This window comes from Shewanella sp. DW31, from assembly GCF_015767295.1.
Classification (GTDB): domain Bacteria; phylum Pseudomonadota; class Gammaproteobacteria; order Enterobacterales; family Shewanellaceae; genus Shewanella; species Shewanella oncorhynchi.
Map to the genome: position 1 here is coordinate 332,643 of NZ_JADWMP020000001.1, position 25,192 is coordinate 357,834.

Annotated in this window: 20 protein-coding genes and 1 riboswitch; of the genes, 5 read left to right on the top strand and 15 right to left on the bottom strand. The window is 45.7% G+C overall.

The window, feature by feature from the left end; all coding sequences use genetic code 11:
* Positions 1-94 precede the first annotated feature (94 nt).
* Positions 95-269, bottom strand: a riboswitch (Lysine riboswitch).
* A 100-nt stretch (positions 270-369) separates the two neighbouring features.
* Positions 370-804 carry a DUF3293 domain-containing protein gene (locus GWI56_RS01410; RefSeq protein ID WP_131525181.1) on the bottom strand — a complete coding sequence of 145 codons (435 nt, stop codon included), beginning with the start codon at positions 802-804 and terminating at the stop codon, positions 370-372.
* 588 nt (positions 805-1,392) lie between these two features.
* Between GWI56_RS01410 and arcA the strand changes: the two genes are divergently transcribed.
* The gene (arcA, locus tag GWI56_RS01415) at positions 1,393-2,109 is read left to right on the top strand and encodes a two-component system response regulator ArcA (RefSeq protein WP_006080127.1); all 717 of its coding nucleotides are present in this window, start codon (positions 1,393-1,395) and stop codon (positions 2,107-2,109) included.
* Positions 2,110-2,199: 90 nt separating this feature from the next.
* Here the strand turns inward: arcA and GWI56_RS01420 are convergent, their stop codons facing one another.
* Positions 2,200-4,524 (bottom strand): S9 family peptidase, encoded by a 2,325-nt coding sequence (locus tag GWI56_RS01420; protein ID WP_198571934.1) that lies wholly within the window; start codon positions 4,522-4,524, stop codon positions 2,200-2,202.
* Between the two features lie 266 nt (positions 4,525-4,790).
* Here GWI56_RS01420 and GWI56_RS01425 point away from each other — a divergent pair, with 266 nt between their 5' ends.
* Positions 4,791-5,783: a class 1 fructose-bisphosphatase gene (locus GWI56_RS01425; protein ID WP_198571935.1), complete on the top strand. Its 993-nt coding sequence runs from the start codon at positions 4,791-4,793 to the stop codon at positions 5,781-5,783.
* Between the two features lie 523 nt (positions 5,784-6,306).
* Here the strand turns inward: GWI56_RS01425 and GWI56_RS01430 are convergent.
* The 6 genes from GWI56_RS01430 to GWI56_RS01455 form a co-directional block, all read right to left on the bottom strand.
* Positions 6,307-6,567 carry a hypothetical protein gene (locus GWI56_RS01430; protein WP_198571936.1) on the bottom strand — a complete coding sequence of 87 codons (261 nt, stop codon included), beginning with the start codon at positions 6,565-6,567 and terminating at the stop codon, positions 6,307-6,309.
* 47 nt (positions 6,568-6,614) lie between these two features.
* Positions 6,615-7,898 carry a DUF6575 domain-containing protein gene (locus GWI56_RS21655; protein WP_242068328.1) on the bottom strand — a complete coding sequence of 428 codons (1,284 nt, stop codon included), beginning with the start codon at positions 7,896-7,898 and terminating at the stop codon, positions 6,615-6,617.
* Positions 7,895-8,290 carry a hypothetical protein gene (locus tag GWI56_RS01440; protein WP_198571937.1) on the bottom strand — a complete coding sequence of 132 codons (396 nt, stop codon included), beginning with the start codon at positions 8,288-8,290 and terminating at the stop codon, positions 7,895-7,897. Before GWI56_RS01440 ends, GWI56_RS21655 begins: the two co-directional genes overlap by 4 nt.
* Before the next feature lie 49 nt (positions 8,291-8,339).
* Positions 8,340-9,029: a site-specific DNA-methyltransferase gene (locus tag GWI56_RS01445; protein ID WP_347339113.1), complete on the bottom strand. Its 690-nt coding sequence runs from the start codon at positions 9,027-9,029 to the stop codon at positions 8,340-8,342.
* Between the two features lie 753 nt (positions 9,030-9,782).
* Positions 9,783-10,130 carry a BON domain-containing protein gene (locus GWI56_RS01450; protein WP_105250242.1) on the bottom strand — a complete coding sequence of 116 codons (348 nt, stop codon included), beginning with the start codon at positions 10,128-10,130 and terminating at the stop codon, positions 9,783-9,785.
* Positions 10,131-10,348: 218 nt separating this feature from the next.
* Positions 10,349-10,918, bottom strand: coding sequence for a hypothetical protein (locus GWI56_RS01455; RefSeq protein ID WP_131525496.1), 570 nt, complete (start codon positions 10,916-10,918; stop codon positions 10,349-10,351).
* Between the two features lie 398 nt (positions 10,919-11,316).
* Here GWI56_RS01455 and GWI56_RS01460 point away from each other — a divergent pair, with 398 nt between their 5' ends.
* Positions 11,317-11,808, top strand: a complete 492-nt coding sequence (locus GWI56_RS01460; RefSeq protein WP_105250244.1) for a TIGR00645 family protein — start codon at positions 11,317-11,319, stop codon at positions 11,806-11,808.
* Positions 11,809-11,925: 117 nt separating this feature from the next.
* Here GWI56_RS01460 and GWI56_RS01465 read toward each other — a convergent pair whose 3' ends face one another.
* The 7 genes from GWI56_RS01465 to GWI56_RS01495 form a co-directional block, all read right to left on the bottom strand.
* On the bottom strand, positions 11,926-13,170 hold the full coding sequence (locus GWI56_RS01465; protein WP_173496286.1) for a dicarboxylate/amino acid:cation symporter: 1,245 nt from the start codon (positions 13,168-13,170) through the stop codon (positions 11,926-11,928).
* Between the two features lie 401 nt (positions 13,171-13,571).
* Positions 13,572-14,444 (bottom strand): Wadjet anti-phage system protein JetD domain-containing protein, encoded by an 873-nt coding sequence (locus tag GWI56_RS01470; protein ID WP_173496285.1) that lies wholly within the window; start codon positions 14,442-14,444, stop codon positions 13,572-13,574.
* A complete protein-coding gene (locus GWI56_RS01475) occupies positions 14,432-15,652 on the bottom strand; it encodes a hypothetical protein (protein ID WP_011790750.1) in 1,221 nt (406 codons plus the stop codon). The genes GWI56_RS01470 and GWI56_RS01475 overlap by 13 nt, the downstream gene beginning before the upstream one ends.
* Positions 15,653-15,700: 48 nt before the next feature.
* Positions 15,701-16,354, bottom strand: a complete 654-nt coding sequence (locus GWI56_RS01480; protein ID WP_006080105.1) for a hypothetical protein — start codon at positions 16,352-16,354, stop codon at positions 15,701-15,703.
* Positions 16,354-20,028: an ATP-binding protein gene (locus GWI56_RS01485; protein WP_113939125.1), complete on the bottom strand. Its 3,675-nt coding sequence runs from the start codon at positions 20,026-20,028 to the stop codon at positions 16,354-16,356. The genes GWI56_RS01480 and GWI56_RS01485 overlap by 1 nt, the downstream gene beginning before the upstream one ends.
* A gap of 367 nt (positions 20,029-20,395) precedes the next feature.
* The gene (locus tag GWI56_RS01490) at positions 20,396-21,007 is read right to left on the bottom strand and encodes a response regulator (protein WP_198571939.1); all 612 of its coding nucleotides are present in this window, start codon (positions 21,005-21,007) and stop codon (positions 20,396-20,398) included.
* The gene (locus GWI56_RS01495) at positions 21,007-23,025 is read right to left on the bottom strand and encodes a sensor histidine kinase (RefSeq protein ID WP_198571940.1); all 2,019 of its coding nucleotides are present in this window, start codon (positions 23,023-23,025) and stop codon (positions 21,007-21,009) included. The genes GWI56_RS01490 and GWI56_RS01495 overlap by 1 nt, the downstream gene beginning before the upstream one ends.
* A 281-nt stretch (positions 23,026-23,306) precedes the next feature.
* Here GWI56_RS01495 and dsrO point away from each other — a divergent pair, with 281 nt between their 5' ends.
* Both dsrO and nrfD read left to right on the top strand, forming a co-directional pair.
* A complete protein-coding gene (dsrO, locus tag GWI56_RS01500) occupies positions 23,307-24,089 on the top strand; it encodes a sulfate reduction electron transfer complex DsrMKJOP subunit DsrO (RefSeq protein ID WP_011790755.1) in 783 nt (260 codons plus the stop codon).
* Entirely contained in the window at positions 24,079-25,161 is a 1,083-nt protein-coding gene (gene nrfD / locus GWI56_RS01505; RefSeq protein ID WP_198571941.1) for an NrfD/PsrC family molybdoenzyme membrane anchor subunit, read from the top strand. Before dsrO ends, nrfD begins: the two co-directional genes overlap by 11 nt.
* Positions 25,162-25,192: the final 31 nt, after the last annotated feature.

The window sequence follows — 25,192 nt, forward strand, 5'->3', positions numbered from 1 at the left end:
TTGATTAACTAACATGATCACACTCCGAACTGACTTCGTTCGAAGAGCCTGGTGCTCAATGATAACGCACCCCAAAAGAAGGGAAACAGCAATCGTCACCAGAAGCTCTCCACCAATTACAGGTGACAATCGTCAGGATTCAGCCTGAGCGACCGACATAAACATGCAGCAACCATATCTATGCCTCGGCGTTAATCTCCCTCATCAGTCATCGCTGGAGTTTGTGCTCCTCTGACCGACTACCTAGTTAACGCTCCTCTTCTGTTCCTTTCCTAGGAAAGGGACGAAAAAAGTAGCAATAAACCCCTAATGAAGTCAATGCTAATTTCATAACAAATGAACAATTTAAATAAAATCTTTTGAAAACAACTAAATGTTCAAATCGGGTAGCTCGTATACCAGCTGCACATAATCTCTAAATTTGCCTAAACACACTTCATCATGTCCATCCAAGATGCAAGGCACTAAGCTCACATCCCCTTGTTCGACAACATAAATCGCATATTGATTAAATTTCTTACCCAATTGCAATGCCATCGTTCTATCGATAAACACGGCCCAACTTTTTTCCATGTGGGATAAATCCGGTGCTGCGCCCACTAAAGCACGATAAGGGCTACCGAGTAATTCAATTTCACGGAGAAGTTGGCGATCGAGTAAACGGTTTTGGCTAGGAGAGAGAAGCTTTGAAGCGGGATTATGAGCGGTAATAACAGCAAAGGAAAAATCACAGGATAATGCTTGAGTCAGCAAAAACAACGGCGCTTGGTAACATTGCCACAAATTTTGAGTCGTATTGTCCATTGGTAGTCTAGTCGAAAAATGAACCCAAGCTAGTGTAGCAGAGTGATTGTAAAATCCAAAGAGGCGTGAACTGGCTCACAGGAATAAGAAATACATTAGTTATACTAATCAATAGCTAAAGTAAATATCATGGTAAAAACCCCTGCTCACCTAAAATTTGTTAACATTTCATTTGTTAACAAATGACTAAAACGAGTACAATGTACGTACTGGTGAGTTGAAACAGATTGAGCAAGATGCTTATCGTTCAATACAGTTTGTTACATATATCGCTTAAAGTAACGTGAACTGACCGGGCATCTGTTTAAAATCTGTTCTACATTTGATTTGTCTTTTAAACATTTAAAAAAAACAATAGTTAAGGAACTTATTCTAACTATTGCTTATCGAAGTTGGTACTGATTACGTTTTCTCGTATTACACTTAAACGTGCACTTAATCTACATCCAGATATAGATGTCACCGTAAAGATTTTCCTTTTGAGCACAAAGCAGTTCAAGGAAGTATCAACGCTTTTATGAATATAAGAGCCCGAAGTAAGTTGCTCTTATTGGTTAGTATAAACTGATTAAAATTTAGGTAAATAATATGCAAAATCCGCACATTCTGATCGTTGAAGATGAAGCCGTTACCCGTAACACGCTGAGAAGTATTTTCGAGGCAGAAGGGTATGTGGTAACTGAGGCCAATGATGGCGCAGAAATGCATAAGGCTATGCAGGAAAACAAAATTAACTTGGTCGTTATGGACATTAACTTGCCAGGTAAGAATGGTCTATTGTTGGCACGTGAACTACGTGAAATCAACAACATCGGTCTTATCTTCCTGACAGGTCGTGACAACGAAGTCGACAAAATTCTTGGACTTGAAATTGGCGCGGACGATTATATTACCAAGCCGTTCAACCCACGTGAATTAACGATTCGTGCTCGTAACCTTCTGACTCGTGTCAACAGCGCTGGCGCTGAAGTCGAAGAAAAGAGCTCAGTAGAATACTACCGCTTCAATGATTGGAGCTTAGAGATCAACAGCCGTTCATTAGTGAGCCCACAGGGTGAATCTTACAAACTGCCACGTAGCGAGTTCCGCGCTATGCTGCACTTTGTTGAAAATCCAGGCAAAATTTTGACTCGTGCCGATCTACTGATGAAAATGACTGGCCGTGAACTTAAGCCACACGATCGTACTGTAGACGTGACTATCCGTCGTATCCGTAAGCATTTCGAAAGCTTGCCAGATACGCCAGAAATCATCGCGACTATTCACGGTGAAGGCTATCGTTTTTGCGGTAACTTAGAAGGCTAATCGCCCGCTAAGCGACATCCGCATTAATTGGTTTGATAAGAATCGATTCACAAAAAACCAGATCCTAGGATCTGGTTTTTTTTATGCCTGCTATTTGGCGTTTTTCAACTGCCTATCGAGGAAATCGGCCAGTGAGCGATATAAGTGATTACGCACTTTCTCGCCACGCATCGAATGTTTAGATCCAGGATAATCGATCATCTGGAACAGTTTGCCCTCATCCTGCAACGCCTTATAAACCCGAGTGCTGTTTTCAAACAAGACGTTATCATCGGCCATGCCGTGATACATCAACAAACCCGCTTGATAGTTTTTCACATAAGGGAACACACTGCTGGCTTCATAACCTTTTTCATTCCCCTCAGGATGGGCTAAGTAACGCTCAGTATAATGGGTGTCATACAAGCGCCAGTCGGTTACAGGTGCGCCCGAAATCGCGGCTTTAAAGTAATCTGGCGCCTTAAATAGACTCATCAAGGCCATGTAACCACCGTAGCTGTGGCCGTAAATTGCTACATTATCGGCATCGACAAATGGCAGACTCCGTAAATAGTCCACTCCCACTTTTTGATCCTTGACTTCAGCTTCACCCAAATGACGGTAAATCACTTGCTCAAACTTTGTGCCCCTGTGGGCGCTGCCGCGGTTATCCAACTGGAACACCACATAGCCTTGTTGAACCAGATACTGGGTAAAGTAGTCCTGCTCGCTCCAGCTGTTAGTCACTAACTGTGCGTGCGGCCCACCGTAAACCCGCACTACGACAGGGTATTTCTTGCTCGCATCGAAGGGAACAGGTTTGAATAAACGGGTTTGTAACACTTGGCCATCTTCGGCTTTTAGTTTACCAAATTCAGGGATTTGCCACAGACCCGCATAGTCATATAAAGGATGGCCTTGCTTGACTTCATTTTGCTCAACCCAAGCCAGTTGCTGGCCCTTGTCACCGTGTAAACTGATCTGCGGTGGCTGAGATAAGCTATTGAAATAATCCAGATACACACTTTGATTGTCGGCAAACACAGGATCGTGCATGCCCGCTTGCTTGCTTACCCGCTCAACCTTGCCACCCGCTAAAGGCACGCGATAAAGTTGTTTCTCGATTGGCGTATCTTTGCGGCCAGTGAAATATACCCAACCAGCGGTTTCATCTATGTATTCCAACGCATCGACAGCCCACTCGCCCTGAGTCAATTGGGTTTTAAGTTTGCCTTTTAAGTCAAAAAGATACAGATGATTAAAGCCGTCACGCTCAGATGCCCAAATAAAAGCCGATTGTTGTTTTAAAAAGTGCAGATCGTTATTGAGGTTCACCCAAGCGTTACTGCGTTCTTTCACTAAGGTTTTTGGCTTAGTCAGTGAATCTAACGCCACCAGTTGCAAATCTAGCTTATGTTGATCGCGGCTCTGCCACTGGAACGATAAATGTTTGCTATCGGGCAACCAATCGACCCGCGGCAGGTAAATATCTTTGCTCTTGTCTGCACTATTCTCTTCGCTATGATCTTCGCGCAGCTTCACCCAATTGATAGCCTTATCTTTTAACGTGACCACACCGAGGGCAATGTCGACATTGTTTTTGCCGGCATAGGGATAGCGCTGCTCAGTAAGTTTAATACCGTCAGCATAGATTTCGTTACGGGTTACTTGCTCGACACCGGACTCATCAATACGGGTAAAGGCGATAGCCGATTCATCCGGCGCCCACCAATAACCTGTCATGCGATCCATTTCCTCCTGAGCGACAAACTCGGCCATGGCATTTTTAATCGCCCCGCCGCCATCGGTTGTCATAGCTTGGAGTTTTTTGGTCGCCAGATCTAACACATACAGATTTTGATCCCGCACGAAAGACACAAAATGTCCCTTGGGCGATAAGCGCGCATCTGTGGCAAACCCTTCGCCAATGGGAAGTTGGCTGACACTGTTATCCACTAATGAGAAATAATACAGATTACCAGCAGCCGGAATTAATAGCGCTTGGCTATCATCGGCCCAGAAGTACTCCATAATGCCTTCACCATAAATACGTTGGCGTTCGCGGCGGGCCTTTTCTTCATCGGATAATTCATTGCTTGCCAACTTCTCGGCATTGAGCAATAGGCTAGATTTGCCCGTCTTTACATCCATCTGCCAGAGATCATAAAAATTTTGATTGTCTTTACGGCCCGCAAGATAAGTGACACGCTGACCATCGGGTGACAATTTCAAACCTCGAGGACTAGTGCCAGCTAATGCGGGCGAGGCATTCATTCGCTCAATCGTCAGTGGCAGTTTGCCGCCTTCCATTGCATAAGCTGGGGTAATTGAAAACATAGCTGTCGAAATCATGGCCATTTGGCTCGCTATCAGTAGGGGAACGGCGCGCACCTTAAGTGAGCACGCAGGGAACCAAGTTAACCTATTTTTAATCATTATTATTCCTTGGAAACATAATCGCCTAAGATGTCAGCGATTAAAAACAAGCCGACATTGTGCCAGAGGCCGCCTATAAATAGAAATAGCATGCAATATGCCGATACAAATTAGGCCCTTGCGCCAAGCCCAATCCAAATAATCCCTAAAAGCCTTAATATTCGCTAAAAGCATCAGCAACATCGCTGAAATTGTCGACTAACTGAGTTATCATTCGCGGCAAATAACGAAATTGACCTCATTGTTGAACCTCTAAAGGACATAACATGCAGACTCTGGCCCAGCACCTGACCTCACAGGCAGTGAACGACTCCCTCTCCCACCTAATTTTAACCTTAGCCGACACCTCAAAAGCCATTAGCCATGCCGTTCGCCACGGTGCGCTTGCAGGCGTGTTAGGCGCGACTGAGCAAGAAAACGTCCAAGGTGAAACCCAGAAAAAACTGGATATCATCACCAACGACATGCTCAAAGATGCATTAAAAGCTGACGGTACAGTGCGCGGTTTAGCGTCGGAAGAAGAAGATCATGTGGTTGAAGTCAGCCAAAATGGTCAATATCTGGTGTGTTTCGATCCGCTCGATGGCTCATCTAATATCGATATCAACTCGTTAGTCGGCACCATTTTCTCCGTCCTGCCAGCCCCTGCTGGCGAGCTGACTGAAACTAGCTTTTTACAATCTGGCCGAGCGCAATTAGCTGCAGGTTATGTACTTTATGGTCCATCGACCATGCTGGCATTAACCACAGGCCAAGGTGTGCAACTCTTTACTTTACACCCCGAAACCAATGAGTTTTTACTGACTAACGCCGCCATGAGTATTAGCGCAGACACCGCCGAATTTGCCATTAACATGTCGAACCAACGTTTTTGGGAAGCGTCAATGCAAACCTATATTGCCGATTTACTGCTCGGTAAAATTGGCCCACGCGAAAAATCATTCAACATGCGCTGGATTGCGGCCATGGTCGGTGATGTGCACCGCGTGCTATCCCGTGGCGGTATTTTCACTTACCCAACCGACAATAAAGATCCTAAAAAACCGTACAAACTGCGCTTGATGTACGAAGCCAATCCAATGGCTTTCTTAGTCGAACAAGCTGGCGGTAAGGCTTCTACCGGTTATGAAACCATTTTGGATATTCAACCAACACAAATTCACCAACGTGTTGCCGTGATTTTAGGTAGCAGCAACGAAGTTGACGCTTGCCTGAGCTATCATGGTATTGATTACAGTGAAGAACCAAATATAGAGTAAGCCGAATCGCTTAGCTGCTGATTTATAATATAAAAGCCACTGATTATAGTGGCTTTTTTGTTGTCGCTGAATGCGACATTTTGAGTTGTGATTGCGAAATCAGGGATCTGTAAAGTTTTAGCGATTGGTTTCACATTTGGAGTTTATGCGGCCTAACGGCCGAGGTGAATCAAAGTCGTGGGTCTTCAACCCACACCCGACCAAGGAGGACTGCTCGTCCTATCCTCCTTGGATGCTCCATGACGTCCCCAACGGAGTTGAAAGCCCCTTGTGCTCATTACCAAATTTGCTATCGCTTCCGAAGGATGCGTCCCTGCACCTGCGAAAGCTAGCTCGGCATCCATGCCGAGACTCACGCAATTTGTCTATTCGCCCTGCGGCAACTCCGAGGGGATAGTGAACTTCTGTAGCCTCGGTGTTGGCAGTGAATCCTAAGAGAGTTAAGCCTGCCCAATCTTTATATTTCTTTTACTCAAGAACTAATTTTAACAACAACAGGAAGTTTAGAAGTAAGTTAAACGATTTACTGAGTTCTGACTAATTGATGTACTTGTGTCTGTAAATCATAAAACTCATCTTCAGCCATAATTGAAGTCAAAATAACCTTATAATTGTCATTACCTAGAGGCTCTAATACTAAATTAACCCACTTTTTATTTATATAAGTGTCGACAGTTGCCTCGCCCCAGTTAGTGGCATTAATTATGTCTTCCCGAGACAAATTTCCACCTATATTGTCGTTAAACAAACTCAAAACCAACTTAGCTTTACTGCTTAATTTCATATTAAATCCGCCTGTAGATAATATACTTTTCAATAAGTAAAACTTTATTATGTTCGTCTAACTGCTACCATGTCTTGTTGCCATTTAGCAAGCGTCTTAGCCCTCCTCACTGCAGTACTTTCACTTAATGATGGACACATGTCTATCAGAAAATCAGCCGCTGTATGAGGATCGAGTTGCTCCAACTTTGTTTTCCCTGACCATTTTAGCCAAGCCCACCCACATCTACTGCTCTCAAAATAAACGGATGCAGTAAGCATCTTCTCTGACTCGTTTAAAGCCGAAAATTGAAATCCGGCTGAATTTATTGAGTTATTATTTGAAAGTAGACCAAGCATTCTAGCTGCATGCATGTAATAGATAACTTGCCTATCAGTAGTAAGCCCTAATTTTTCAGGAGTGATGAATTCGCCATTAGCTTTCAAGCAAACCACTTTAAAAACTTTTGTCAAATCATTTGCTTGTGGTACATATAAGCTAGAGACATATGATGACGAGCTATCTTTTATTAAAGCAAGAGCTTTTATTGCTTTATCTTGGGAAATATTAAGTTCGGCTTCATAGTTATCTTCTAATCCGAATTTAATTATTACATCACCATCGATCACCTCTTCTAAAAACTCCTCAACAGTGCCCGTATCTACACACATTTCAATTAATTTAGAATAAGGGTCATCGCTATCAAGAGCTTGAAAGACTTCAATAACACGTGGAAGACATTCCTTTATATGAGGAGCTTTAAGCCTTAAGATAAATGAACCAGGTCTAGCATCAATGGGAGTTAATGCTTTATCTTTAAATGACAAGCTACTAAGGACTGCTTTGTAAAGTCCACCAAATGCATCAGAAACTTTACCAACAGTTCTAATATTCGGATTATCTCGACCACTAGCTCGTTTTATATAAAGTTCTGAAACTAAGAAACTTTCTTGGCTAATTGAACAAATAGTTTTCGAGTGTTCAGCAGCAACATCAATGTAGAAATCACTTGGAGGAAGAATGTCATCTGTTAAATCAGTAAGAGGTAGCACCTGCAATGAAGAATGAAATGAATTCTCAAAATATGTAGTTACTCTAAATAGTAAGTCATCAGGATACGTAAATATATCTCGTAACTTGATACACCCTGCCTCTAGATTGCGTAATCTCTCATGAGAGATTGGTGCATATAGCCATTCATCAGATAAATCATTAGAATCTATCCAAAAAGCAATATAATAGCTACCAACTTTATTAACTGCACTAAATAATCGTGGTCCATCGTAATACTCGTAGACGGTTACAATTTCTAATGTACCAAAATAAGAACTTTTAGGAAGTACATCAATCATGCTGACTCCAACACTTTAAATACACCTTGAGGATTTGAGGTGTACCTATACCAAACGGTAAAGTGACTTGGTTCAAATGTTGGTAGCATAACCCCCAAAGAGCTGTGAAGCTGCCCTTCAGCAATTTTTTTACTTCTGAGCTTGGGAAACAAATTTCTTTTTTTCTGGATGTCTTTAAGCTCTGCAAAATGAGAAGTACCACAAGCTAGACGGTAGCTTTGAGTATCAGGAAAGTGTCTTTTAGGCGACTCTTCATATGTGGAGCAAAAATCCTCTCTTAAAGGAGGATCATTAGTAACTAAACGAAACGCCGTGCCAAAAGTGATGACTGCATCTGCGGGAGGCGTATTAGGGGGATAAAAAGTTGGCCATTCAGAGACTGCTTGATTCATATTTTCCGTCCTTAGATATATGAAATTGTTTTTACTATAAAAGTGCAATTTATTCAAGTAATTTAAGACGTTCTAACGTGTGCTTCACAGCATTGTCGGATAAGTCATTGCCCCAGAATCGTCTTGAAAGCTTAATAGCAGAAATGGCAACAGAACCAGAGCCCATAAATGGGTCACAGATAACTTGTCCTTCGGATGAACTCTGAGCTATCAGTATATTCATCAGATCAACAGGTTTTTCTGTTGGGTACCCTCGATAAACCCTAGGAACAGCCAAAACATCTGGAGTAGCTAAGTTACTTAACTTTCGCTTTCCTTTTTCAAAAAATAGTATGAATTCATATCTCGCTCGATAATGGTAACCCATTCCAATCTTCATTTTATCCCATACTATGGGTTTCCAAAACTTAAACCCATACGATTCAGCAATCGGCTTTGCTATGAACATTGTTTCTTGGTCACACAGCATGTAGAAATGACTATTCATTTTTAAAACACGGTAAACTTCCTCAAATAACTCTTCAAATCGGGAGTTTGGAAATATCTCAAACCATTCATTACTAGAAGATAAACTATTTTTGAGTCTTGTAGTTGTACCTATTTTTCGGTGTTTCTCTAATGACTCATATGGAGGGTCAGTGATCATAAGATCAATACTTGCACTTGGGAGTTTCTTCAAAAAACTAACAGCATCCTCATGCCCAATAATTAGATCTTCAACCAATTCATCTTCAGTCACAACAGTCTCCAGACTGTACATAAAAACAGTATTCTACACACTTTATCCACTCTTTGTACTGAATAACTTGGAATGATACAAAAGTGTTGAAGAAGAATCCCACAGGCATCAAGAATATATAGTCATCTTAAGTTTAACAACGATGCTAAAGCGAGCACCAAAAATCCTTTTGCTTAAAAAAACTAGCAAATAACACCTTAATCATAGAAGTTCACCCTCCCCTGCGAAGTTGCTGAAGGGCGTTGAAGAAAATAGCGTGACGCAGACAGGACGTCTGCGTAGCTTTCGTGGGGAAGGGATGCCCCATCGGAAGCGTTAGCTATTTTTGAATAAGCACGAAGCCACTAACCAATGCATGTAACTTCGCTAGGGACGCCGGGGGATTTCCAAAAGGGGAACAGGCGTTTTTCCCCTTTTGGTCGGGTGTGGGGTGAAGCCCCACGACTTTAATTCACCTCGGTCGTAAGACCACAAAGCCAAAGCTACATAGCAAGTGCGAAATGTGGCGCAAAGAAAATCACGACAGGTACAAACTCCAAAGCACAAATTTGCCACAGCAGCCGCAAGGCCAGTGTGAGTGACCATAGCTGGACTCACATATTTTATAAATCAAGAAGGCCAACGCCCCGCAGCATGGTTGGCGGGGATTGGTATTTTGTGGCATAAGCGGTGAATTAAAGCCAGATAAGAGCTGCCGCTCCTGTTTGTCGTCTGTCAATTGAATACATCAAACAGGCAGCTTTACTGACATTGCTATTTTACTTCCAACCGATTATTTACCGAGTGCACACCAGAGGTTGCTGCCGTCACCCGTTCAGCTTGATCTTTCTGAGCTTGGCTATTTACATTGCCGGAAATGGTGACATCGCCCTTGCGGGTTTCTATCTGAATATCTAAATTTTGTAGCTGCTGATCAGCGATCAACGCAGTATTAACTGCTGTGGCAATTTTAATATCATCACCAGTACCATCCTCGGTTGTTACAGTTAAGTCTGGTGTACCTGTTTGAGTATTCACATTGCCACTATCACAACCGTTAAGCAGCAAACTACCAACGAGTACAACACCAGCGGTAACGAACGTAAGTTTCATGGTTTGCATTATAAGCTCCTTCACACTGCAAAAAGTGCAGGGTAATAACCATAATGCAATAACACCAGTTTGAGCTCTGTGCGCTGGCAGACATACAAATCGATCTAGAGCGAGATCACCTTGTTAGACTCTTGATTAAGCGTCAGGTGTGAAGCCCCACGACTTTGATTCACCTCGGCCATTAGGCCGCAAAGCCAAAATCTACACAATATCCCAAAGATAACCCACTAATTGCTAGCACACAGATTTTGCTGAATCTTCCAACGGCGCTGCATCACAGGAATTGAAAAACCATAACAAAACACCACGATTAGAGGCTGAATTTGAAAGCTCAGCTCGGGCCAGAGCATGAAAGCTGCCACACAGGCTAAGGTGCGCACTATCGCATGCACTATGGCCACCTTTTGCGCAGCTAAAACACCGTGGACTAACCACATTAAACCTGTTTGCACCGCAAGGGCGAAAGGCAAAGCCAGATAATTTTCCATAAAAAAGGGAATACTGATACTAAAGGTTAAAAAACTCATCCCCATCGCAGCGAGAAACACAGTCTCAAACCAATTACGCTCAGCGCTTTTCTTAAACGAGATATTCTCGCCCGTCAGCCGCGAAATACCCATGGCAAGGTAGATAATAGAACCCGTGCCGATAAAGACCGCCATCACCAACTGCGAAGGAGGTAATACAAAGCTCAATACAAACAATAAGCTCCACACAATCATGCCGGATAAAGGCATAGCTAAAGCACGTTGTTGACGGTATTCGATTAATTGTTGGTCCAGTGATTTATGTTGCATGATTAAGCCTCCTTGTTTAGATGACTTAAGTATCTGCGTAAAATGTCCATCACGGCAGTGTGAGTTGTCAGCAATCTAGGATGACAAATGTCACTTCCTTCATCAAAGCCCTAAAATGCCGAGAAAAATGATCATCCATGGCTGAATTTGCTTGGTATTAGGTTGAAAAAAGCGACGATCAGACATATCAAAGGCAGTGCAAATTAAACGATGTGGCGCTACTAACACCTAACATAGGGTTTAAATAACCACAGAGGTTACAAAAAAAACACAATAACAGCATATAACTCACGCCATTGTGATTGGGTAATAGCGCGCATAAAGTGCATTATGTTACTGTTTTAGTCATTAGTGACTCGATTTTTTTACCGCATTTTAGATAAAGGGTTTAATGGATTATGGAACAAATATTTGAAAAATTAATGTATGCATCGCGCTGGATTATGGCGCCAATTTATTTGGGACTCAGCTTTGTTTTATTGGGCTTAGGCATTAAATTCTTCCAAGAGATCTTCCATATTCTGCCGATCATTTTTGAGATGACTGAAGTGGATTTAGTGCTGGTGACCCTGTCCTTGATTGATATCACCCTCGTGGGCGGCCTGATTGTGATGGTGATGTTTTCTGGCTACGAGAATTTTGTCTCGCAGCTGGATGTGGGCGAAGACAGTGAGAAGCTAAGTTGGCTGGGTAAATTAGATTCTGGCTCACTGAAAAACAAAGTGGCGGCGTCGATTGTGGCGATTTCGTCTATTCACCTACTGAAAATCTTTATGGATGTGAAGAATATCGATAACGACAAAATCATGTGGTATCTGTTAATACACATCACCTTTGTATTATCAGCCTTTGCCATGGGCTATCTGGATAAAATTACTCGCACTAAGTAATGGGCTAACATAGTTGATGCTAACCTAGCAACGCATCAATACCAGCATAGTGAATATAAAACAAAAGCCACTGTTTTCAGTGGCTTTTGTTTTTATAGAATACGACTTAGTGGCACATTAACTCTTCGCTGACTCAAGCTGATGCACTTTCTCGGTTTGATCCACTATGGTCAACACCGCAGTATCACCAACCACGTTACAGGATGTCAGCACCATATCAATAATCCGATCTAAGGCCGCCACTATGGCAAAGGCTTCTATCGGTAAACCCATTTGATGGATTAACACGCCTATCATCACCATGCCGCCACCGGGAACACCGCCCGCACCGACAGATAATAGGAAGACACTAAATAACAGCGAAGGCAATTGCTCAGTGGTAATAGGCATGCCAAAAGCATTGGCGACAAAGAAAATCGCAATAGTGATATAAATCGCCACACCGCCCATGTTCATGGTTGCACCCAGCGGTACACCAAAACCAGCAACGGCACGGTTCACGCCTAACTTGTCAGTTAAAGTACGCATGGTCACGGGAATAGTCGCATTTGAGCTTGCGGTCGAGAGTGAAAACAGCACTTGCTCTTGGGTCTTCTCGCGGAAGGTTTTGGCTGAAATAGGAGTAAATACTCCCACAGCCATAGGATAAACCACAAAAATCCACAGTAGCAGCAGCGCGAGGATCAGCACCATATACTCAACCACACTCATAAACACACCTGCATCTAAGGTCGCGCCGAGTTTAAACATCAAGGCAAATACACCATAGGGCGCAAGACTCATCACCACAGAAATCAATTTCATCATGATTTTATTGGCGGTTTGAAAACCTTGGACAGCACCCGCAACATGCTCCCCAAGGGACTTAATCACACCGCCCAGCAACAAGGCCATAAAGATCACTTGTAGCATATTACCTGACATAAAAGCCGTCACAGGATTACGTGGGACTATGTCGATCACCAGCGCCATCAGGCTTGGCAGCTCAGTTGCTGTAATCGCTACGCCATCCGTGCTGCTCATATCTACACCTTTACCGGGTTCGAGTAGCAGCACCACTAATAATGCGGTCGCGATTGCGACGACAGTATTGATGATATAAAAACCGAAGGTCTTACCGCCCAAGCGGCCAAAACTTTTGAGATCTTGCAGCTCACAGACACCACAAACGATGCTCACAAACACGAGTGGCACCACCAGCATCATAATCATATTGACGAACATAGTACCAACGCCACCGGCAAGCTCGACTAAATTACCCGAGAAAAAACCGATATCGTTTAAGAAGTATTGCACTATTGTGCCGAAAATAAGGCCGGCAAACAGACCAATAAAGATCCGCGTCGAAAGTGATTTCATCATGCTTGTGATTTCCCCAGAAAGGTCATTTATTTGTTATTCATCTTCCATGATGAGCACAATTGCCAATCCATTTTTGGCTCAGGCGGGGATAGTGAAACATGCTAGCCGTTAATTCAATGAATAAATTTCATTTTTTCATCTTGAATTAAGTTAACACCATCACAGAAAAATAGTAATAACCTGATTTTAAACCATAAAAAATTTATAAGCACAATATTTGAGCGCTAACAAAATATATTTAAACCAGTATAAATAAACAAAATAAACACCAAATAACATCAAATTGAACATATAAGAAACAACAGCCAGATAAAACCCAGACTTAATAACTGAATTTAAATTTATAACAGTATTTAAAACCAGTTAATTATTATAAGGCAGAGAGATGAAAGGGATGACAGCTAAATATATGGCACTAACACTAGTTCAAGTCCGCGAGCCAGCAGGTGTTGCTGTTTGATACTAATACGGTGTTGATTTAGCCAAACGGCTAATTTTTGCCAATGCTTTAACTCGGCATTTTGCAAATATTTAGCCTGTTTCGCTTGCTTGTCGAAATCATCAGTAGAATTAATTTGTGCTATTGCCAATAACTCAGCAGGTGCTGTCAGCGCAAGTTGTGGCACAAGGCAATGGGTCACACCCATTAAGGTATGGGCGATTTGTAGCCCTGCGGGATCTAAGTCGGTAAAGGCAATGATCGGTAATTTATCTGCCATCGCTTGCAAAAAATGCCGCACGCCAATCGGGGAATGATGACCGCTACCTCGGTAGATAACCATCACATGAGTTAAATTCTGTGGCAAACGCGCTTGATGGATAACATCAAATACATCTAAGTTTTCAATCACTAGGATGGCTGCGACATTGAGTTCATGGCAATGCTTTTGTGCTTCATCCAAAGGAATACGCAGTGATGTGCGAGTTGAAATCCCAGTTGGTGAAGATTCTAAACCTAGGTACTTCATCAAAACGTATTCGGCTTCAGGACGGATCTTAGCGAGCTTTTCATCGTGACTTTTGGCAGACATAGTCATGCGATCGACATTAAAATCAAGCTGCCTTAAATCAAGCCCCATTAACGCCAACACGCTTTGCCTTAGCAGTTCAAAATCTTTGGGCGCAAAACACAAATACTTTTCAGACTCGTCTAACTCACCCACTTCTAACTCGCGGTAAATAGCGCGCCAGTTAGCCGTGAGCTTAACCTTGGGAGAACGCTTAATAAAAGCGTTCTCCAACAGTTGTAATTGTTGCTGGCCTAGGCGAGCCATAACTCAACATCGCGAATAATAAAGTTGCCGCTATAGATGGGATGCGGTTCACCCAATGGCTCAAGCTCAAAATACGCTTTGTGTTCATCGGGCAGACCTTCGTAGCCACCAATCACTTGATAAATCCAGCTTTCGGCGTCCCAAGGCAGCGCTTTATCCGCCAGATATTCCAGCGCCGATTGACGCAGGCCAGACTCAATCACATCGACGAAATACTCATCCACCGCTTGTTTGAGCGGATTATCCGGCACATCGAAGTCTTCACTTTGGGTGATAGAAACGGACACATCATGCTCACGCACCGCCGCAATCACAGGATGACGGCTGATGGCTTTAATGTGCGCGACTATCCCCATCAACTCCAGCTCTTGGCTGGCGTTGTGCACGTCCACCGAAGCAGGGGCGAGCAAGATTTCGGCGCGATTGAATAGACTCGGGATTTCCTTGTGGGACACATGGTCCGCAGGCCGATAATCCGGATGCAAGTCTGTGTAGAGCAACCAGCCCTTGAGCAAACGGGTACGCCCACGGATTTGCCTAAAACGGCCTAAGAGTTCGAGTAAACGTCCCTGCACTACGCTCAGTTCCTGGGCGCAGTCGCTCATGGTTTCCTGCAAAGTCGTCACTAAGAGCTTGCGCAGTTCACGGATATCGCCAGCAATTTCGCCTAGCTCACTAAACTGGAACATCTCTAAGCCATTAAGCAATTCAGACACTTGGCTTTGGGCTAATTCGTTTTCGCGGATCTTAGCGTTGATCGTACCTACGTAACCAAACTCGTTATTAATGCGGCCCCAGAGCACACGGATCGAATATCGCAGACTGTCGGCGAAACTATAAACATGTTCGCTTAAATCTGATAAATAGGCCTCGGCGGCGCTGTAATCTGAGCTATGACGCGCCTCTTTATAATGATCGGCCAAGGTTTTAATCGTGGCTAAGGCCGAACCGACATTAGAGTCGATTTGACGATTGCGCTCATCACTTAAACCTTCTTCGAGTAAGGCACGCACAGAACGCTTAAGCCGCAGTTCCTGATCTGGCTCTGGCCGCCATAAAATCCCTGCCTGTTTAAGCTTTTCAACCACGCTTGGATCGTGCGCATCCTCGTTAAGAGAGCCCGCCAAATAGGTGTCCATAATGATGTCAGCATGGCGACCTAACTGCTTGAGCAGCTTAACCCCCGCCTGATGTAAGTTACTGCTCATCACGGCCTCCTTGGTCGCAGCTTTTACCTAGGTTTAATCGTGCCAACATTAGATTAAGTCCCGCTGGGTCGCCGTTTCCGCCTGCGCTTCTAGGCTTAAACCTTCGGTTTCATCGATAAAACGAATAACTTCATACAGATAATCCAGCTTGCCCGTGGCGATATAAATTTGCTTCTCCGCATTGGGTCGTACTAAATAGCCGAGTTCGACTAAGCGTTTGAAGACTAATTTGATTTGCGCATCGCTGTTGGTACTAGTCGAGCCAAATAGACGATATTGGCTGAGTTTGGCTAACTGCTCACGGAACGCTGGCGTGTCTTCGATACGGCTTTGCAGCTCGGTCAAACGCACGGGCGCACCTTCGCTCAGCGGCGCATCTTGGCCACTGGCTTCTTGCACTAATACCAACCATTCCACCAGCGGGATCAATGCCTGACAGATATCTTTAAACTGCGATGAAATCACTTTACGTTCGCTATCGCCGAGCTGCAAATAACCGCAGAAGAACACATCACCTTCGGCGGCAGACGCCACGGTACGGTTGATCTGGTTTAAGTAGGCTTCAACCCGCTCGCGGGTGCTGCTATTTTTAAGGGCGCGCCAGCCTTCTTCATTGGTGGTGCGACAAATAAACTCGCCCTTGAGTAACAGCTCAATCAAAGCGCCAGTGCCAACTAATACGGTTTGGGTTGCATCACTCATTAGATGGCCTCCTTCGACAAACGCTTATTCAACATGTCGGCAATTGGGTTGACCTTAGGCTTCACCACCTGCAACTTCTTAGTTTGTTTGTTGATAATGTAACGGTTGGCGAACAAGTTCAGCACCTCAGACTCAGGGTTCGGGAAGGCGCCCAGCACACAAATATTATTGTTTTCGCAGGCGTCGAAAATCTTCTTCACGTTGGTATGGTGCAAAGTGCCCAACTCATCAATTGGCCAGTGAATGGTCACATCGGCGCGTCCACGCAGCAAGCGCGTGAATGCCAACAAGAACTTACACAAAATCAGATACGCCATACCGTGACTTGAGGATTCGTTAAGCTGTCTGTCGGTGCGGATAATTAAGTCGCTGTTACCTTCTTTAAGGCGCAGCTCGATTTCCAGTAACTTAGAGATTCCCCCCGTTAATGCGGCGCGGCCGATAATGTCTAAGGCGCGGCGCATGCTGTTGGTGTAATCCTCATCGGGCAAGCCATTAAAGCCATCGGCTTTCCAATGTTTAAAGGCTTTGACGAACTGCTCAAGCTCAGGCCAGAACTCTAACTCACTGATGCGCGAGCGAATACGCACAGCCGATTCAGACACGCCATCGAGGAATAACTCTTCGCCCACTTCGCGGGTAATACGCGCACTTTGGGAGGCAATGCGGCGGTCGATATCGGCTAACACATCGTAGAAGGCGGTTAAGTCGACACCAAAAATCCGTCCTTGCTCACGCAGCGCTGTAATCGATTGCGGCACTATTACATTCAGCAATTGCTCAAGCTGAGGCACTAACTTGCGGTAATCCAGCAGACGAATACCTTTGTCATTGATAAAGCTCGATTCCTCACGGGCACGCTCCCAGGTTTCGGCAAGGCCCGAACCTGACTTGCTGGCGATCACTGAGTCGAAATGCTCTACATATTGCTTCACCGAACCCATCAGGTAATCGCGTTTTAGCAGCAAATCCTCACCTTGGCGCAGACGCTCGCCTAGGCTGCCTTGGGCTTCTTCGTTATTGGTCGGTAACTTAAGCTCGGCGAGTTTACGCATTACGGCACGTAACTTAGTTAAGTTTTCAGAAGCTTCAACCTGCGCCGCATCGGACGCTTTACGCTCGGTTTCAAGTTGTTGACGGCGAGTCTTAACATCCTGAGTTTTCGCCTTAAGCTGTTGATCGATTTCCGATACCGCGCGCTTCACATCGCTAAGCTGAGTTTGCAGTTTAGGTTTGCGCGCAAGCCAAGTGTGCTGATACCAATCGTCGAAGCGCAGTACGTCGCTGCGACGCTGCTCGGCGCGGCTAATTTTAGTTTCTAAATCACGAATTTGTTGCTTGAGTTTGAGGATATTATCCTCATCCACACCGCGGGATTTAAGCTCGTTTTTGTACCAAGTCTCACAGGCTTTCTGCTCGATTTTGGCACTTTCGCGGCGTCCTTCAATGGTCGCTTTAATTTGGCCGAGTTGATTGTCGAGCGCGCCGATAACTTCCTGCCAATAGGCATTCTTTTCCATGCGCGCTTCTAGCGCTTGCTCTTTTTGATCTTCGAGCCAGAGTTCGTGCTGATGTTTAAGTTGTTTTAGCTCACCATCGAGTTGAGTCAGTCTTTGTCCCGCATGGGCTTTGCGCTCGCTCAATGCTTTGTTAATTTTCTCTTGCTCGCTGCGCTTTTCATCAAATAGGCGACGCAGATCGTCACGGCTATTTTTGTACGCCGTGCGGGCAAAAGTCAGTTCACGGCTGAGATTATCCAACTCGCCATTAATGGCCACCAGCTGAGATTCGGCCTCGGCTTGCATTTCTTGGGCACTAGTGTGGGCTTCTTCGGCTTTGCTTAACCGAATACGCAGCTCCTGTTCGGAGGCGGCATATTCAGGCACATCGATCGCTTTAAGATCTAAATGCACGCCAAAGAAAGCTTCGCTCGATTCAGTCACTAAGCTTGGATGTAAATCAGTGCGATGCAGTAGTTCAGGTGCGATCACTTTCCCTAAACTTTGCTCCCAACCTTGGGATTCTTTACGCAGAAACTCCAATAGGGTGTGGGATTGCGGGAACAGCATGTGGTGCAGTTCATCCAGCGCAGTTTGACGCTCATTCACCCTTAAGGTGGCAATACGCAAGGCTTCGTTGGCTTGGTCACGTTTGGCTCTGAGCTTGCGTTCATCGCTGCTTAAGCGTTCAACCTTGGCATTGCAGCTTTCTTGTTCTTCGTCGGCGCGGTGAATACGTTCGTCGAAAATCGCGAGACTCAGCTTTTCTTCTTCGGTGTAAGTCACGCCATCAACACGCAATTTAAGCTCGGCGGCAGTGAGTTTGAATTGGTATTCCTGCTCGCTAAAGCTAGCCTTGCCCGCATCCATTTGGTTGCGCCATTGCAGCTCTAGGGCGTCAATATCGGTGCGCGCCACTTCACGTTGTTTATCGCGGGCTTCACGCTGCTTGTCTTGGTCGGCATGCAAACCTTCAAGCTCGCGGTTTAACTGCTCGCCAATCTTACTGCGACGGGCATTGTACGCCGCCTCAATGTCTTGGTGCTTCTCGGTTTGCAGCTTATGGCGTTCACTTAGGTTTTCAACATCGGTGCGCCAGTTCGGCAGCATCTCAAGATCGGCCTTGGCTTGCTCTATGTTCGCATCTAAAAAGGCAGCATGCTGATCTTCAATGGCATCGAGCTCATACTCGCACTTTGCCACATCGCCCTTAGCTGCCGATAAATCGAGATTGAGCTCATCGCGCTGCTCTTTCCATTCATCATCAAGCAATCTGAGTTTTAAATTCAGCTCTTTAGATAAGGTTTGCTGAATATCTTGGCGATCGGCTTCTAAGGTTTCATCGTTGCGATAACCGCGGGACAGACTCGATAAACGCAGTTCGGCGCTGAGCAGTTGGTTAAATTCTTGCTCGAGTTTTTCAAACTCAGGGCGAATGACTTCAAAGCCTTGGATAAGTTGGCTTTCACGGATCCACGCTTCAACGCGCTGCGGATTCAAACGTGAGCTGGGCGGATTAACCCCATCTTCCTCTAAAATGGCGGCGATCATGGATTTGACCGTCTCCATCTTGCCTTCTTTGGAGTGCACCGCTTTAGCGAGTTTTTCGATGTGACGCAGGGAATGCTCGCCCTCACACAGAGCAAATTGGCGTGCATAACCGCGTAGTTCGCTGCGGTTGCTGCCCGTGCTTAATAGGGTGCGATCGTTTTGAATAATGGCGCGATATTCACGGGTATTAAGCAAATTAGTGGTGGCGATGCCGGCACGTTTTAAATCACGGCCTAATTCCGCCATGGTGTGGCACAGAATAGTGTCGCCATTTTGCGATTTAATATAATCGCTTAGCTCAAAACCTTTGGCGATAAAACGATAGTTAACGCCCTTACCATCACCCGCCGAGGCCAGCACAGCTTGGTACAGTAAGCCATCGGCCTTTTGATATTCGTAAATGATGTAGCTTGAATCGTGTGGTAAATACCAACGCTCGAAACTGTCGCGGGTCGAAGGCACCACGCGGCTTGGGTATTCACCATAAAAAACAGGGACTAGACGTTGTAATGTCGTTTTACCCGAGGCGTTAGTACCACAAATGTTGGTATGACCATTGAGGGCGAGTTCCACCACGCCCGGAAGGTGCGTATCAATCAGCACAATACGAATCAAGCTTGCCATTTCATTCCTTATGCAAACAGGAGAGTCTTATCTAAGCTGCAGAAGCTTCTACACAATAAGAGAAAACAATCCAAGAGGGCCACTGACGTTAAAATCGTCACTGTAAATAAACACTTTAAAAAAGTGACTAAAAGTGATGTTAAAAATCGTGGCCTAAAAATAGTGCCCCTAAAATAAGGCAATCACAGTGTATTGGCAATTAAGCGGCGATGCACTAATGCCTTGGCTCACATCTCAGCCCATTGCTCAGCAAAAACATAACCCTATAGCTAGGCTCAAATCAAACGGCCAATGATACGACAACTTAGCCAAAATAGGCGGCTAACAAAGCGGCAATTAGCGCGATAAAAGGTAAATTCCAGCGGATTTATTCGAGACGCAAGCGTTCGGCAATCCGACTGTAGATCAGCATCATTTCCGCCAGCGATCCCACTTGCATGCCTTTCATCAAATTGGCACGGTGGATCTCAACCGTGCGCATGGCAATACAGAGACTATCGGCGATCTCTTGGTTCTTCAGGCCTTGGGCAATCAGGTTGAGTATTTCCCGCTCTCTTGGCGTGAGCGCTTGATAAGTCTCAAGATACTGATTGTCTTGATGATGCGCCTTGGTATGTTCCAACGCTTTGACAACCGCTTCGGCTAACTTAGCGCCATCGGCGGGCTTTTGGAAAAAATCCACCGCACCTAATTTAAGCGCATCTACCGCCATTGGCACATCGCCATGGCCAGTGAGATAAATCACCGCTAGTGGACTATTTTTTGCCACTAATTCAAGGTGCAACTGTGGGCCACTCAAACCCGGCATACGCACATCGACTAGCGCACAACCCGGTAGTGTTAAGTCAACTGTGGTAAAAAAGGCTTCGGCGCTATCAAAATCGATGATCTTAAGGCCATAACTTTCAAGCATAAAACGCAAAGAACGACGCACTGAGTCATCGTCATCGATTAAATACACAGGTAACTCAAGGCTCATTATTGTGCTCCATTGGGTTCAGGTTTACGCGGTATAGCTACCTGCGCTTGGCAACCGCCACCCATAGCGCTTTCTAGGCTAAACGTCCCACCATGGCTCTCGGCAATATCACGGCAAATCACTAAGCCTAAACCTAACCCCTCTGATTTAGTGGAATAAAATGCTTGCATCAGCAGACTGGTCTCTTCGGTTAACCCTGTGCCATTATCTGTGACTGTCAGCAAGAGCGTACATTCTTGATAGCGAAGATCGATATCGATCGTGGGTGTGTATGGCTTTTGCGTGATGATCTGTTCGGTGCCACTGGATTCAAGCTCTAACCGCTGAACGCAGGCGTCAAAGGCGTTTTTCAGCAAGTTAAGCAACAACTGCTGCATGCCAACTTCATCGAGGGACTGTAAATAGGGTTCACCATTCACATTGACAGCATGGTTTATCTGATGTTGTTCAAACTCATAGGCGAGCAGCGGCACAGTATCATTGACCAACTCATGCAGATACAAAGGCTGTTTCGACACAGGTCGCTTCTTCAGTAAATTACGTAAGCGACTGATAATATTGTCGGCGCGCGTGACTTCCTGCTGGATCAGCGCCAATACCGATTGCAACTCCTCAGGGCTCGTCCCCCGCTGTAATCGCACTTCGGCGCCATGACAATAATGGCCAATCGCCGCCAAAGGTTGATTGAGTTCATGGGAGAGACTCGCGCCAAGCTCACCCGCGATAGCAATACGTTGGGCATGTTCCAGTAACGCACGGTTTTCATTGAGCTGGCGCTGAGTGTTAATCAACTCACGGCCGCGGCGACTAAAGCGGTATTCAAGCCAAAAATGATACACATTGAGTAAAACCAAAATCCCTAAAACAAGCCAAGCCCATTGTTGATGTAACTTGATCCACTGCCACGCCCTTTGCCACCATGGTGCCTGCAAAGGATGCATATCGAGATCTTTAAGCAGTTGATCGATCGCAAGCTGACTCACGGCCGTGGTCCAGCCCGCAGAATCAGCAGACTTAGCGGCGAGATGATCTTCAGGCAGCGCTAGCAAAGCTTGAGTCACACTTTTAGCCAGAGACTGGGAGGCGCGATTGGTCTTTGCCATAGACCAGTTGGGATAAAGGTGAGTCGAGACTTGGCAATTAAATCCCGCAGGCGCTTGATTATCGAGCACTCGATAATGGGCGATATTAATAAGACCTTCCGTTTGCATCTGCTCAAGCTGACACACAGGCACCACAGCCGCATCCAGTCGATTATCTTTCGCCGCATCATCACCACTTTTTTGATCATCTAACTGATACAACAAATTATCTAGCGGGAACCCCAGCGGAATGATCTCACCCACAAAGCGAGGCAAATCTATGCCCTTTAGCTGCGCTTCGTACACTAAGGTCAAGTAACCACCAAAGGCATTTTTCGATACGATCCCGAGGCGACGTCCCTTAAGATCACTTAAGGTGTGATAGGGTGAATCGGCGCGCACCACCAGCGCCGAGCCCACTTGCATTGCCGCGCCATTATTTAACGGACTGCGCAGGGTCGCCAACCAAGTAAGGGAATATTGCCGCGCCAGCAACACGGATTGCCCTGGGTTTGTGATCACAAAATCGAGCCCTTGGGTTTCAACGCCCTTAGCTAGCTCATCGAGGGTGAGAGGATGTAACCTAAAGTAACTGTTGGGAATTTGGGTTTCGAGCCACCCCATCAAAGGTTGCCAGCGGTTGATGGTTGCCTTATAACCGCGGATGGCTAACACGCCAACATCGACTACTTGATAACTGGGCTCTTCGATAGCAACTTGAGCAACAACCTCAGGGTCAGTTAATCCCGAATGCGCACTTTGATTCAGTGGCTCCGCAGCAAACACCTTAACTGAAGCCAGCAAACATAGGAATAACACTGCGTTCCTTGGCTTTTTTCTCGGTATTGCCACGGAATGTGGAGTGCTCAGAATCGATAACGGCCACTTGACCGATAGAGCTAAGCGAAACACCGTTTTCATCATCCTCAATAACATGAAGTGCAATCCTTTATCCCCAGTCACTCACACTAAAATCAAGTCCAACTCAAGCTAAGAAAAGGCCAAACTCAAGTAACAAAAAATAAAACCCTAGCATTTTGAAGGCTATTCTAACGGATATTTGTTGCGCTAGATCAAGTCCACACCCGATATGTGGAAAACCACTATAGTTATGCCGCCTCCCCTTTTACAGAATGCCTGTAAACCTCGCCATAAACCTTAACTCTAGGTCTATGAGCCAGTTTATTCGCCATCTGCAAGTAGTGAAGGAAATCTGTATGGACAAGAGTAAACGTCAGTTTCTCGGCAAAATGGCCAGCGTCAGTGTTGGCGCCGCACTCATCCCTGTCGTGCAAGTGTATGCACAGGATGATAAGCGCAGCCCTCAAATGCACAGTGCCAGCGAAGGCCAAGTGGGTAAACGTTACGGTATGGTGATCGATCTACGCCGCTGTGTGGGCTGCCAAGCCTGTACCGTCGCTTGCACTATCGAGAATCAACCGCCCCTCGGGCAATTTCGCACCACAGTGCAGCAGTATGAAGTCTCGCAGCAGGAAGATACCACTCCGCCTGCGTTTTTAATGCTACCAAGACTTTGTAATCACTGCGAAAACCCACCCTGCATCCCAGTTTGTCCTACGGGTGCGACCTTCCAGCGCAAGGACGGCATAGTGGTCGTCAATAATGAATGGTGTGTTGGCTGTGGCTATTGCGTACAAGCCTGCCCCTATGATGCGCGCTTTATCAACCACGACACCAATACCGCCGACAAATGTACCTTCTGCGCCCACAGGTTAGATGCAGGGTTACTGCCCGCCTGTGTCGAAACCTGCGTAGGAGAAGCCCGTGTGATTGGCGATCTAAATAATCCCAACAGCCAGATAAGCCAACTGCTCGCCGCCAACAAAACCGATATCAAGGTGCTCAAACCGACGGCCAACACTGCGCCACGGGTGTTCTACATCGGCATGAGCAGCGCTTTTGAGGACAAGATTAGCGGCCAAGCCCCCGTTAGAACCTTACTTACCGATACTGGCGAGGAGATCCACCATGGTCATTAAAGAAATCTTTACCCCAGATATCGCTATTACTTGGCTACCTTGGGCAGTGCAATACTTTTTTATGATGGGGCTCGCCTACGCCAGCGTATGGGTAGCGACAATACATTTGTTCAGCCAACCCAAACCCGATGACAGATTGCTGAAGCTCTGCGCCTGTTTAATGTTAACAGCAGGCATAGTCGCCCCTATCGCCTTACTCGCCGATTTACACCAACCGCTGCGGGCTTGGCATTTTTATGCGCAAGTTCGCCCTGATTCTTGGATGTGGTATGGCGCCTTTTTACTGCCCGTATTCTCGGGCACCAGCGCAGTGTTTGCTTGGCTGCTATTGCGTCAATATCTGCCTAAGCGCACCACGAATCAAGACTCAGATTGGGTGAATAAAATAGGCCAATTACTGAGATTCGGTGATTGGAACAGTGACAAATTCATCAAGCCGATCGCACTGATCACGGCCCTGAGTGCCTGCAGTATCGCCCTCTACACTGGCATGGAAACCATGGCCATTAAGGCGCGGCCATTGTGGCATACCTATTGGCTACCACCTTTGATGGCAATGAGTGCCCTGCTCGCCGCCTGCGGCACTTTGGTGATACTGAATCGACTATTAAAGGGCTACCAACAGCGCACCCAAGACAGCCTATTACTCTGGGTAAGAGCAAGTTTTGGTCTATTCGCCCTATGCCTTATCGGCTGGGCGTTATTCGATAAGAGCTCGGCCCCCGAAGCCGCATTATTGCTTGAAACCAGCCCAAGCTGGCAACTTGCTGCGATTTGGGTACTGGTCACACTCGCCGTGCTGGCACTGATGCTCGCCATTCGTCACTTACCCAATGTGGCAATGCTCGTCGTCAGCCTCACAGCTATTCATCTCGCGTGGGGGGTTCGCTGGATAGTGCTAATTCAAGCGCAAACCGATCCTAAATACGGCGCAGGGACTTATCTCTATCAACTGCCTTGGGGACCCGAAGGGCTATTAGGAATAGCCGGTACCTTCGGCCTCTGGTTAGCATTAATGGCGCTGGTCTCCGAACTTATTCGCCACACGCCTGCGGCAAAACTTGCTCGCTGAGCACCCAATTAGTTTACAGAATTAAGGAGTC